12 protein-coding genes are annotated in these 12985 nt (G+C 43.9%); 11 read left to right on the top strand and 1 reads right to left on the bottom strand.

Features of this window, described 5'->3' with window-relative positions; translation table 11 throughout:
- The first annotated feature begins 63 nt into the window (after positions 1-63).
- From EES38_RS14925 to lnt, 4 genes are all read left to right on the top strand, one after another.
- Positions 64-1170, top strand: a complete 1107-nt coding sequence (locus EES38_RS14925; protein WP_124938009.1) for a PhoH family protein — start codon at positions 64-66, stop codon at positions 1168-1170.
- The gene (gene ybeY, locus EES38_RS14920; protein ID WP_124938008.1) at positions 1167-1631 is read left to right on the top strand and encodes an rRNA maturation RNase YbeY; all 465 of its coding nucleotides are present in this window, start codon (positions 1167-1169) and stop codon (positions 1629-1631) included. The genes EES38_RS14925 and ybeY overlap by 4 nt, the downstream gene beginning before the upstream one ends.
- Positions 1632-1720: 89 nt before the next feature.
- Entirely contained in the window at positions 1721-2596 is an 876-nt protein-coding gene (gene corC, locus EES38_RS14915; protein WP_124938007.1) for a CNNM family magnesium/cobalt transport protein CorC, read from the top strand.
- 38 nt (positions 2597-2634) lie between these two features.
- Positions 2635-4146: an apolipoprotein N-acyltransferase gene (gene lnt / locus EES38_RS14910; RefSeq protein WP_124938006.1), complete on the top strand. Its 1512-nt coding sequence runs from the start codon at positions 2635-2637 to the stop codon at positions 4144-4146.
- A 27-nt stretch (positions 4147-4173) separates the two neighbouring features.
- Here lnt and EES38_RS14905 read toward each other — a convergent pair whose 3' ends face one another.
- On the bottom strand, positions 4174-4647 hold the full coding sequence (locus EES38_RS14905; RefSeq protein WP_124938005.1) for a zinc ribbon-containing protein: 474 nt from the start codon (positions 4645-4647) through the stop codon (positions 4174-4176).
- Between the two features lie 122 nt (positions 4648-4769).
- Between EES38_RS14905 and leuS the strand changes: the two genes are divergently transcribed.
- The 7 genes from leuS to rodA all read left to right on the top strand — a co-directional run bounded on the left by leuS (position 4770) and on the right by rodA (position 12984).
- The gene (gene leuS / locus EES38_RS14900; RefSeq protein WP_124938004.1) at positions 4770-7343 is read left to right on the top strand and encodes a leucine--tRNA ligase; all 2574 of its coding nucleotides are present in this window, start codon (positions 4770-4772) and stop codon (positions 7341-7343) included.
- Positions 7344-7460: 117 nt separating this feature from the next.
- The gene (locus tag EES38_RS14895; protein WP_124938003.1) at positions 7461-8045 is read left to right on the top strand and encodes an LPS-assembly lipoprotein LptE; all 585 of its coding nucleotides are present in this window, start codon (positions 7461-7463) and stop codon (positions 8043-8045) included.
- 23 nt (positions 8046-8068) lie between these two features.
- A complete protein-coding gene (gene holA / locus EES38_RS14890) occupies positions 8069-9082 on the top strand; it encodes a DNA polymerase III subunit delta (RefSeq protein ID WP_124938002.1) in 1014 nt (337 codons plus the stop codon).
- An 80-nt stretch (positions 9083-9162) separates the two neighbouring features.
- Entirely contained in the window at positions 9163-9480 is a 318-nt protein-coding gene (gene rsfS / locus EES38_RS14885) for a ribosome silencing factor (RefSeq protein WP_124938001.1), read from the top strand.
- Between the two features lie 3 nt (positions 9481-9483).
- Positions 9484-9954 carry a 23S rRNA (pseudouridine(1915)-N(3))-methyltransferase RlmH gene (gene rlmH, locus EES38_RS14880; protein WP_124938000.1) on the top strand — a complete coding sequence of 157 codons (471 nt, stop codon included), beginning with the start codon at positions 9484-9486 and terminating at the stop codon, positions 9952-9954.
- 4 nt (positions 9955-9958) lie between these two features.
- On the top strand, positions 9959-11863 hold the full coding sequence (gene mrdA, locus EES38_RS14875) for a penicillin-binding protein 2 (protein ID WP_124937999.1): 1905 nt from the start codon (positions 9959-9961) through the stop codon (positions 11861-11863).
- Positions 11863-12984 (top strand): rod shape-determining protein RodA, encoded by a 1122-nt coding sequence (gene rodA / locus EES38_RS14870; RefSeq protein ID WP_124938047.1) that lies wholly within the window; start codon positions 11863-11865, stop codon positions 12982-12984. The genes mrdA and rodA overlap by 1 nt, the downstream gene beginning before the upstream one ends.
- Position 12985 lies beyond the last annotated feature (1 nt).

Below are 12985 nucleotides of genomic sequence, written 5' to 3'. Positions count from 1 at the left end.
TACATTGTCATTGGAGACCCGGTCGTAATCGGGTTTCCATAATGACAAAACAGAGAGGCTAATTTGAGCAATAAAATCGTTACTCTAGAAGTTACTTTAGAACCATCCGACAACCGCCGTCTGTCTAGTCTGTGCGGTCCTTTCGATGACAACATTAAGCAACTAGAACGCCGCCTTGGTGTAGAGATCAATCACCGTAGCGACTTTTTTACTGTTTTGGGTAAACCTCATACAGCGAGCGCTGCAATTGATATCCTCAAGACACTTTACGTGGATACAGCACCCGTTCGTGGCAATATCCCTGATATCGAACCAGAACAAATCCATCTTGCCATTAAAGAAAGTGGTGTTCTGGAACAAAGTACTGAATCAACCATTACCCACGGTAAAGAAGTCTTCGTGAAAACGAAGAAAGGCATTATAAAACCGCGGACACCCAATCAGGCTCAATACCTGATGCACATGGTGACACATGATATTACGTTTGGTATCGGCCCTGCTGGTACAGGTAAAACGTATCTGGCAGTAGCCGCCGCGGTTGATGCATTAGAGCGTCAGGAAATTCGTCGTATCTTGTTGACTCGTCCAGCGGTTGAAGCAGGTGAAAAGTTAGGTTTCTTACCTGGTGATTTGAGCCAGAAAGTCGACCCTTACCTCCGTCCTTTGTACGATGCATTATTTGAAATGCTCGGGTTTGAGCGTGTTGAAAAACTCATTGAACGTAATGTAATCGAAGTGGCACCTCTGGCCTACATGCGTGGTCGTACGTTAAATGATGCCTTTATCATCTTAGACGAAAGTCAGAACACGACTGTCGAGCAGATGAAAATGTTCCTAACCCGTATTGGCTTTAACTCCCGTGCGGTAATTACCGGAGATGTCACTCAGATAGACTTGCCTCGTGGTGCGAAATCAGGCTTGCGCCATGCCATTGAGGTCTTAAGTGATGTTGAGGAAATCAGCTTTAACTTTTTCCAGGCTGACGACGTGGTCCGTCACCCTGTTGTTGCTCGTATTATTACGGCATATGAAAAGTGGGAGCTCCAGGATCAAAAAGAGCGTAAAGCTTATGAGCAGCGCCGCAGAGAAGAACGCGAAGCTAAAGTAATGGATGTTCAGAAAACCGAGCTTGCTAACGCAAGTTCAGAAAAAGAGTCCAGCGAATCATGAGTATAGATTTGGATTTACAAATCGCATCACGATCAGAGGAAGGCTTGCCTTCCTTTGAATCATTTGAATTGTGGCTTTCTTCGGCGATAAAACCATTCCAAGAAGAAGCAGAAGTTACCATTCGTATCGTTGATGAAGAAGAAAGTCATCAGCTAAATTATCAATATCGAGGCAAAGATAAGTCAACAAATGTGTTATCTTTCCCTTTTGAGGCCCCTCCTGGTGTTGAACTCAACTTATTGGGAGATCTCATCATTTGTCGACAAGTTGTAGAGAAAGAAGCTCTGGAACAAAATACGACGTTGATGGCACATTGGGCTCATATGGTTGTACATGGTAGTCTTCATCTGCTAGGTTATGATCATATCGAAGACGATGAAGCTGAAGAAATGGAGTCTCTCGAAGCAGAAATTTTATTGAAAATGGGGTTTGAAGACCCATATTTAATAGAGAAACTGTAAATCGTCGAAGAAACCGCAACGGTCAAGCGGTTATCCGATTTACGATGTGAGCTATCACACTTTTGATAGCGCTATTTCATAGAGTAAAAATGAACGAAGATAATTCGCAAAATTCGGATGGTCCGAGTCGAAAGACGTTTTTTGAACGTATTGGTCAACTGTTCCAAGGTGACCCTAAAGATAGACAAGAACTTGTAGAAGTTATTCGCGATTCCGAAGTGAACGACTTAATAGACCACGATACCAGAGGTATGCTTGAAGGCGTCATGCAAATCGCTGATATGAGAGTTCGGGACATTATGATACCGCGCTCACAAATGGTCACTATCGATAGAAACGACAGTCTGGATTCCTTAATTGCGTTAATTACCGATGCCCAACACTCCCGCTATCCAATCATTAGTGAAGATAAAGACCACGTAGAAGGTATTCTACTAGCAAAAGATCTACTCAAGTATCTTGGTTCAGAATCTACCCCATTTAACATCGAAGAAGTCATTCGTCCAGCCGTGGTAGTCCCGGAAAGTAAGCGTGTAGATCGTTTACTCAAAGAGTTCCGCGAAGAACGCTACCACATGGCCATTGTTGTCGATGAGTTTGGCGGTGTATCTGGCTTGGTGACAATTGAAGACATTCTCGAAGAAATCGTAGGTGACATCGAAGATGAAACTGACGATGAGGAAGCAAAAGAGATTCGTCAGCTCAGTAAACATACCTTCTCCGTTAATGCTCTCACCGAGATCGAGCACTTCAACGAAGTATTCCACACTGAATTCTCCGATGAAGAAGTGGATACCATTGGTGGCATTGTTATGACAGCATTTGGCCATTTGCCAAGTCGTGGTGAAGTGGTCCACATCGGTGAATATCAGTTCAAAGTGTCTAGTGCAGACAACCGCAGAATTATTCAATTGCAGGTGACAATTCCTGACACAGAAAGTGTGACAGAAGTGTCACCCGACTGATATAGTTTGGCTCATTCCCAGTACTAGCTCAGTCTTTTATGCAGAAAATAACACGATATCAACGGCCTATACTGGCCGTTCTTTTAGGTGCGAGTGCCCCGCTCTCTTTTGCGCCCTATTCCTACTGGCCAGTGATCTTCATTTCTTTGGCCGGACTTTTGTTACTAATTCACAACCGCCCAGCTAAGTCATCATTCAAACTCAGCTTTCTATGGGCTTTAGCTTACTTCGGCGTTGGCATCTCGTGGGTGCATGTCAGTATCGACACTTTCGGTGGGGTTCCTAAATTCATCAGCTTCTCGTTGATGTTAATACTTTCCGCGTACCTAGCTCTCTACCCTGCTTTATTTGGTTGGACAATAAACCGATTTTTCAATAAGAGCCTATTCGTAAAACTCATTGTTGCCGGCCCCGCTTTATGGCTGATAAATGAATGGCTTAGGGGATGGGTATTTACTGGTTTTCCTTGGCTGTGGGTCGGATACAGCCAAATTGACTCTTCTTTCTCTTCCTTCGCCCCTATCGGCGGGGTTGAGTTAATCAGCTATATTATAGCGCTAGTTTCCGGTGCGCTTGCATACGCAATATTAAGCCGAAAACTTGTTTGGATTGCGCTTCCGCTGGTACTTTGGAGCGGTGGGGATTTGTTGCAAAAGGTTGATTGGGTAAAACCAAACTCAGAAAAAACAACCTTTGCTCTTATTCAAGGTAACATTGACCAGGCGATCAAATGGAAGCCAAGTGAGCGTTGGCCTACTATCATCAAATACGCCGAACTGACTCAGAAAAACTGGGACGCCGACATCATTATTTGGCCTGAAGCGGCTATTCCAGCTTTCGAATATCAAATTCCTAGTTTCTTGTCTGATCTAGATTCTTCAGCAAGAGAGAGCAACACGGGCTTTATAACTGGTATATTGAACCGGACGGACAGCAATGCACTTTATAATAGTGTGTTGACTCTCGGAGAGGGCGCTGAGCATCCTTACCGGCTCGATATCAATCATCGCTATCATAAACATCACCTTCTACCTTTCGGTGAGTTTGTTCCGTTCGAGAAATGGTTAAGACCAATCGCACCACTGTTCAATTTACCGATGTCCGCATTTTCGGAAGGCGCTTATATTCAAACGAACCTAAACGTCAATGGTCGTCGCTTTGTATCAGCACTGTGCTACGAGATCGCTTTTGGTGAGCAAGTTAGAGCCAATACTACTGACCAAACAGATTTTATACTCACCCTTTCCAACGATGCATGGTTTGGTCACTCGAATGGCCCACTTCAGCATATGGAAATTGCACGTATGAGAGCGTTAGAATTAGGCAAGCCTCTAATTCGAGTCACCAATAATGGCGTCACAGCAATTACCGATGACAAAGGGTACGTTATCAAACAACTACCTCAGTTTGAGACCGCGGTTTTAAAGGCAACAGTAACCTCATCGACAGGAAGCACTCCGTACAGGATGTTCGGCTCGATACCACTTTATTTATGGGCTGGGTTACTGCTGATAGTGGCTCTTCTGATTCATCGTAGAGCCACTAAGTAAACGATAGCGTGTTACTCACGACTCACCCTATCGTTTTTTAACACCGATGCGGCTGAATGTGTCGTGGCCGCATTGGGTACATGCAATCACCTCTGAAGGGTGATTGTATTCTTCTTTGTGACCACATTTCTCACATATCAGAGTACCGAGACTAATCAGGTCACCGACTTTGTACTCTCCACGTTGTTCGAGTTCACTGAAAACCTCATTCCACTCTAGTTGAGTCGTATCCGAAATCGAAGTTAGTCCTTCCCACAAAGAGTTTTCAATCATCAAGTAGAAGGGTCCATTTTTCCCTTCTTCAAAGCTATCGGAAAACTCTTTTAAGTCTGACCGGATATAGGCGGACATCAGTGCTAACTCATCTTTGGTCATATCGGAAGCTGCTTCTGCTACTTTCTCTGACGTATCAAGAATGCGTTCGATCTCTTTAGGACCTTGTTTCAACGCTTCTATCACTTCCGATACTAATTTTTCGTATTGACTTTGACGTTTTGACATAACAGATCTCCCACAATCTATATTGGCTATTGTTGTGCTGTCCCGCTTTAGGTATTCTATGCGGATCTACTAGTATCTGTTCTAATTGAACTCACAAATTCCAAGATAACCGGAAATCATCGATGCAAGAACAATATAATCCAAAGGAAATTGAACAGAAAGTTCAAGAGTACTGGGAAAAAAACAAAACATTTGAAGTCACTGAAGACCCAAACAAAGAGAAATTCTACTGTCTCTCCATGTTCCCATACCCAAGTGGTCGTCTGCACATGGGTCATGTGCGTAACTACACTATCGGTGATGTTATATCTCGTTTTCAACGTCTTCAAGGTAAGAACGTGCTGCAGCCTATTGGCTGGGATGCATTCGGTCTTCCTGCTGAGAATGCGGCAGTCAAAAATAACACGGCTCCAGCACCTTGGACTTACGAAAATATTGAATACATGAAAAACCAGCTTAAGCTGCTTGGTTTTGGCTACGATTGGACTCGTGAATTTGCCACTTGTACTCCAGAATACTATCGCTGGGAGCAAGAGTTCTTTACCAAACTTTATGAGAAAGGGTTGGTTTATAAAAAGACATCATCAGTAAACTGGTGTCCGAACGATCAAACCGTTCTAGCGAACGAGCAGGTAGAAGACGGCTGTTGCTGGCGTTGCGATACGCCTGTAGAACAAAAAGAAATTCCTCAGTGGTTTATTAAGATTACTGCTTACGCTCAGGAATTACTTGATGATCTAGACAACCTTGAAGGTTGGCCTGAAATGGTAAAAACCATGCAGCGCAACTGGATCGGCCGCTCAGAAGGTGTTGAGCTTAAATTTAAAGTGGAAGGTCACCAAGACCTTGAAGTCTATACCACTCGCCCAGACACATTAATGGGTGTGACTTACGTAGGTATTGCTGCCGGACACCCACTTGCGACAATCGCAGGTAACAACGATCCTAAAGTAGCGAAATTCATCGAAGAATGTAAAAACACCAAAGTTGCTGAAGCTGAACTAGCAACAATGGAGAAGAAAGGCATCAACACGGGTCTAACTGCCATTCATCCTCTTAACGGACGTGAAGTGCCAATTTATATCGCCAACTTTGTGTTGATGGACTACGGTACAGGCGCTGTAATGGCCGTTCCAGCTCACGACCAACGTGACTATGAATTCGCTACCAAATACGGTCTGGACATCATCCCTGTGATCAAACCTGAAGATGGTTCAGATGTCGATATCAGTGAAGCGGCTTACACAGAAAAAGGTGTGCTGTTCGATTCAGGTGAATTTGATGGCCTTAGCTTCTCTGACGCCTTTGATGCTATCTCAGCCAAATTGGAATCAGAAGGTAAAGGCAATAAAACCGTTAACTTCCGTCTTCGTGACTGGGGTGTGTCTCGTCAGCGTTACTGGGGTGCTCCAATTCCTATGGTCACAACGGAAGATGGTCAGGTTCATCCGGTACCAGCAGAGCAGTTACCTGTTATTCTGCCAGAAGACGTGGTTATGGACGGCGTAACTAGCCCGATCAAAGCCGATAAGGAATGGGCAAAGACAACATTTAATGGTGAGCCAGCGCTACGCGAAACCGATACTTTTGATACTTTTATGGAATCGTCTTGGTATTACGCTCGTTACTGTTCGCCAAAAGCAAATGACATTCTTGACCCAGAGCAGGCAAACTACTGGCTACCAGCAGACCAATATGTGGGCGGAATTGAGCACGCTTGTATGCACCTGTTGTACTCTCGTTTCTTCCACAAGCTATTACGTGATGCTGGCTACGTGACCTCTGACGAGCCATTCAAACAACTACTATGTCAGGGCATGGTTTTGGCTGACGCGTTTTATTACGTAAACGAGAAAGGCACCAAAGAATGGGTTTCTCCGACACATGTAAGCGTAGAACGCGATGGTAAAGGCCGCATTACGTCAGCCGTTGATGACCAAGGTCGAGCTGTTGAGCATTCAGGCATGATTAAAATGTCTAAATCTAAAAACAACGGAATTGACCCACAAGAGATGGTTGATAAATACGGTGCAGATACTGTTCGACTATTCATGATGTTTGCATCACCAGCAGACATGACACTTGAGTGGCAAGAGTCGGGTGTAGAAGGTGCCAACCGCTTCTTAAAACGTGTTTGGAAACTGGTACTACAACACAGCGAACAAGGTCCAGCATCTGCGGTCAATGTTGACTCGCTTTCTGCAGCACAAAAAGATCTTCGTCGTGAAATTCATAAAACAATCGCCAAGGTTTCAGACGATATTGCTCGTCGACAAACTTTCAACACAGCAATCGCGGCGATTATGGAGTTGATGAATAAGTTGGCGAAAGCACCACTGACTGAAGAGCAAGACCGCGCGATCATGGACGAAGCCCTGAAAGCGATCGTAGTAATGCTATACCCAATTACTCCTCACGTTTGTTTTGAAATGGCTCAAGCACTCTCGATAGAGAATGTCGACTACGCTGCATGGCCAAATTTCGATGAGAAAGCACTCATTGAAGATGAAAAACTCATCGTGCTTCAAGTAAATGGCAAACTTCGTGGTAAGCTAACGGTAGCTGCTGATGCTTCGAAACAACAAGTCGAAGCACTTGGACTTGACGATGAAAATGTGAAGAAATTCACGGAAGGTCTAACCGTACGTAAAGTGATTTATGTTCCGGGTAAACTTTTGAATATTGTTGCGAACTAATTCACGCAATAATGTCCAACTATCAAGTAAACAGGATTGCACTCCTGTTTACTTATCTAAGTCAGTTATTCGAAACTGATTTAGATAAGTTTTTAGTCATAACGAGATTTAGAACGAATGCAATTAAACGTATCCTATATTCGCCAGTTTCTGTTTATTACACTTGTTACATCACTACTCAGTGCATGTGGCTTTCATTTGCGTGGTGATTACAGTGTCCCAGAGCAGCTAGATAAGCTATCAGTAACCAGTTACGACCAATACAGTACGTTTACCCGACTTGTGAAAAAGCAGTTGACTCAAAGTAACGTTGACATTGTATCGCCAGCGGAAAACACACCGAATTTGCATTTAAGTTCTGAGTCTCTTAGTTCCCGTACATTGTCTGTGTATCAGAACACAAGAACAGCAGAAACCGAGCTGACCTTAACTATTAATTATCGTATTACTATCCCGAATATTGGCCAACGTCATTTCACGACCAGCGTAACACGCAGTTATTTGGATAACCCTCTGGCAGCGCTCGCAAAATCAATGGAAAAATCGATGATTACCGACGAAATGCGTAAGCTGGCAGCACAGCAAGTTATTCGTCAAATGGCACGTCTAAAAGTGGACTTCGAACAGAAGGATGCCGCAGACGAAGTACACGACATGGAAAAACAATATAAGGTTTCAACTAAAGAAACTCAGTCTGAATAGTATTGAGATAGACGATTATTTCTATGCGCATTTATGCTGAAAAGCTAGCTGACACTCTATCTAAGCAGTTCCATCCTCTATATTTACTGGTTGGAAACGAACCGCTGTTGCTGGAAGAAAGCCGAAATTTAGTCGAGACATCGGCCAAGAAAAGTGGATTCGATGAAATTCACCGTTATACGGCGGATAATTCACTCGATTGGAATGATGTCTACGATCAATTTCAGTCAATGAGCTTATTTTCATCTCGCCAAGTGATCGAATTGTTTGTCCCGGATAGCGGTTTAAATGCCCAGTTTGGTAAGCAAATCTCCGAACTTTTGGCACTCAATAACCCCGATATTATTTTAATTATTCAGGGGCCAAGAGTGACTCGTGCACAAGAAAACACTCAGTGGTTTAAATCGCTAACCTCGTCTGCTTGTGTCGTTAACTGTCTAACGCCGGATGTTCAGCGCCTCCCTCAGTTCGTTCTCATGCGCTGTCAAAAACTCGGTCTCAAACCGGATTCCGAAGCATTGCAAATGCTCGCACAATGGCATGAAGGTAATCTTTTAGCGCTGACTCAGAGTCTTGAAAAGCTCGCTCTACAGTATTCCGATGGTCAACTTACTCTTGTCAGATTGGAAGAGTCGCTAAATCGACATAATCACTTTACGGCGTTCCATTGGATCGATTCAGTGTTAGAGGGTAAAGCCAATCGAGCACAGAGAATTTTACGCCAGCTCGAATCGGAAGGTGTTGAGGTCATTATTCTGCTAAGAACGGTTCAAAAAGAACTTCTGCTTCTATGGCAAATGAAAGCTTTACAATCAACTCGCTCTACCCGCGAAATATTTGATCAGTTTAAAGTGTGGCAAAACCGCAGACCGTACTACTCTCAGGCTTTAAATCGCCTTTCTCAGAGTCGCCTCAAAGCACTACTTCATGAGCTGGCCCAAATAGAGATACTGTCCAAAACGCAGTATTCAGATGAGCCATGGTTACTCATAAAGAACCTGAGTGTCGAAATGAGTACAGCGACACAGCCAAGATAAGACACTTCGCACAATCGTGGTATAATCAGTTTAATATAATTAATTAACCCTTTTTATTTAGTTTTAGAGGAACAACTCCCTTGCAGCAACACGAGTTAAAAGAATTTCTGGCCGATAAAGCCGATGATATGAAAGCCGAAAACATCATCACTCTTGACGTGAAAGATAAATCGTCACTTACTGACTACATGATTATCTGCACTGGCACCTCTAAACGTCATGTATCATCTATTGCCAGTCATGTTGCTATTGAAGCAAAAAAACTGGGCATGGCACCAATTGGTATCGAAGGTGAAAACGAAGGAGAATGGGTTGTACTGGACATGGGTTCATCAATGCTTCACGTTATGCAGGAAGAACTTCGTGACACGTATCAACTCGAAAAACTCTGGAGCTAGACATTGAAGATACAGCTCGTCGCCGTGGGTACAAAAATGCCCAAGTGGGTGGAAGAAGGATTCAAAGAATATCAGCGTCGCTTCCCAAGCGATATGCCACTCGAGTTGGTGGAGATTTCTGCGGGTAAGCGTGGCAAGAATGCTGATATAGTTCGGATTCTTAACAAAGAAGGAGAAGCCATGCTGGCAGCCATTCCCAAAGGAAGCCGCATTGTAACTCTTGATATTCCGGGGAAACCTTGGGATACCCACCAATTAGCAAGTCAGCTTGAAAGCTGGAAACTTGATGGCAGAGATGTATCTATTCTTATAGGCGGACCGGAAGGACTGTCTCCTGAATGTAAACAAGCCGCAGAACAGAGCTGGTCTCTCTCCCCTCTAACTCTTCCGCACCCGCTGGTAAGAGTTATTATGGCAGAGAGTTTATACCGTGCCTGGAGTGTGACTACTAATCACCCATATCACAGGGAATAGGTGAATGTTAGGTAAGCGCAGTCCTATTCGAGATTATGCTGCAGAAGCTCGATTATTTCGTAATCGAGCTGTCTTCTCTTTTCTAGGGATTGTTATCCTAGTCGGCGTATTAATATTGAATTTATATAACCTCCAGGTTGTTCAGTATCAGGATTATCAAACCCGCTCTAACGATAACCGCATTAAAATCGTCCCAATCGCTCCGAATCGTGGCCTTATTTATGATCGTAATGGCGTACTATTAGCTGAAAACCGCCCTGTATTCAATTTAGAAATCACGCCAGAGCAAGTCGATAATATCGATGAAACGATTGAACGTCTGAAAAAAATTCTCGATATTTCAGATGACAAGATTACACAATTTAAGAAAGAGCTGCGTCAAACACGGCGTTTTAACTCCGTACCATTACTTACCCAATTAACCCAAGAAGAAGTGGCTAAGTTTTCGGTGAATCAATATCGTTACCCAGGTGTTGCAGTAACGGCGACACTGAAGCGTTATTACCCCTTTGGTGAAGTACTAACCCATGCTATTGGGTATGTTTCGCGTATTAACGACAGAGATTTACAAAGGCTCGATCGGGAAGGAAAGTCCGCAAACTATAAAGCAACTCGTGATATCGGGAAATTAGGCATAGAAAAATACTATGAGGAAATTCTTCACGGTATGCCCGGTTATCAGGAAGTTGAAGTTAATAGCCGGGGTCGTGTTATTCGTACGCTGAAATACGTCCCTCCGGTACCCGGTAAAGATTTGGTTCTTAACATCGATATCAATCTCCAAATCTATGTCCATCAGTTACTCCAAGACTATCGCGGTTCAGCCGTTGTACTCGATCCAAAAGATAATGGTGTGTTGGCAATGGTTTCCAACCCCAGTTATGACCCTAATGCGTTTGTTCACGGTATTTCTAGTGCGGAATATAGCTCCTTGCTCAATGATAAAGACCGGCCATTGGTAAACCGAGCCACATTAGGTATTTACCCACCAGCGTCGACCGTAAAACCACTCATCGCCGTTTCTGCGTTAACAGAAGGCGTGATTACCCCATCAACAACCCGAAATGACCCTGGCTATTGGCGTATACCGAACGCGAAGGCTGCGAAACCTTATCGAGACTGGCTACGTTGGGGCCATGGCAAAGTGAATGTCACCAAGGCAATCGAGGAATCTGTCGATACGTTCTTCTATCAGGTCGCTTATGACATGGGCATCGATAGATTATCGACCTGGATGAGCAAGTTTGGTTATGGCAAATATACGGGCATCGATATTTTCGAAGAAAGTGAAGCGAATATGCCAACACGAGAATGGAAAATGTCACGCCATCGAACCCCTTGGTATCAAGGAGATACAATTCCTGTAGGGATAGGTCAAGGTTACTGGACGGCGACGCCAATGCAGATTGCCAAAGCAACATCCGTTTTAGTTCATCACGGGAAAGTACTCGCACCGCACTTTTTGAAAGCGACTATCGATAATGGAAAGCCATTCTCTGCTCAAGTTTCATCAAGTGTTGAGACATTCCCGCCGATCGAGAATGTACCAGAGAAATACTGGAATATTGCTATTCATGGCATGTATCTAGTGAATAACGGTCCGAGAGGAACAGCCCGACGAGCATTTCAGGGAGCCGAGTACACCAGCGCCGGTAAATCGGGTACAGCACAGGTATTCGGCCTGGGTGAGCATGAAAAATATAACGCAGATGAACTGGCAGAACATTTACGTGACCATGCTTTATATACCTCGTTTGCCCCTGTCGAAGATCCGAAAGTGATTGTTACCATGGTATTAGAGAATGCTGGCGGAGGCTCTTCACATGGTGCTCCGATAGCAAGAAAAATATTTGACCACGTACTACTTAGTAAAGATGATCAGGATGAACAAGAAGGAGAGTCAAAATGATGGACTTTGATCCAACATCAGGTCAAAACCGTTCATTCTTCGAGCGTCTTCACATTGATATTCCCCTTCTCATGGGGGTACTTCTTGTGATGGGATTTGGGCTGGTTGTCATGTATAGCGCCAGTGGACAGAATCTTGTCATGATGGACAAGCAAGCCATGCGCATGCTGTTAGCTTTGGGTGTGATGGTATTTCTGGCTCAGCTTTCACCAAGAACATATGAGTCTTTGGCTCCCGCGCTGTTTTTTTGTGGTGTTGCGCTGCTTTTAGGTGTGCTTTTTTTTGGTGAAGTATCGAAAGGTGCTCAGCGATGGCTCAATCTTGGTTTCGTCCGCTTTCAACCATCAGAACTGCTAAAGCTTGCAGTTCCGCTCATGGTTGCTCGCTATATTGGTAAGCGCCCTATTCCACCGTCTTTCCAAACTTTAGTTATCTCTATGATGATGGTGTTTGTACCTACTATCCTGATCGCAAAGCAACCCGATTTAGGGACCTCTATTCTTATTGCAGCTTCAGGCATCTTTGTTATTTTTCTGGCCGGTATAAGCTGGCGCATCATTTTAACGGCTGTCATTGCTTTAGGTGCCTTCGTCCCTATTCTTTGGTTTTTCCTCATGCGGGAGTATCAAAAAGTCAGGGTGAGAACTTTATTTAATCCCGAATCAGATCCCCTTGGTGCTGGTTACCATATTATCCAGAGTAAAATAGCAATAGGTTCAGGCGGTATTTTTGGTAAAGGGTGGTTACACGGGACACAATCTCAGTTATCTTTCCTGCCGGAAAGACATACTGACTTCATATTTGCGGTCATCGCTGAAGAATGGGGGCTGATTGGTATTATTCTTCTTCTCTCCGTCTACCTGTTCATCATTGGTCGAGGATTATATTTAGCAAGTAATGCACAAACAGCATTCGGCAAAATGATGGGAGGAAGTATCGTCCTTAGCTTTTTCGTTTATGTGTTCGTAAATATTGGTATGGTGAGCGGAATTTTACCTGTTGTTGGCGTTCCCCTACCATTAGTCAGTTATGGTGGTACTTCCATGGTGACATTGATGGCCGGATTTGGCATTTTGATGTCCATTCACACCCATAGAAAGGCATTTTCAAAGGCAACTTAAT

Source organism: Vibrio viridaestus (assembly GCF_003856525.1).
GTDB classification, from domain to species: domain Bacteria; phylum Pseudomonadota; class Gammaproteobacteria; order Enterobacterales; family Vibrionaceae; genus Vibrio; species Vibrio viridaestus.
The sequence above is the reverse complement of the archived record's forward strand: the minus strand, read 5'-3'. Positions and strand labels throughout refer to the sequence as shown.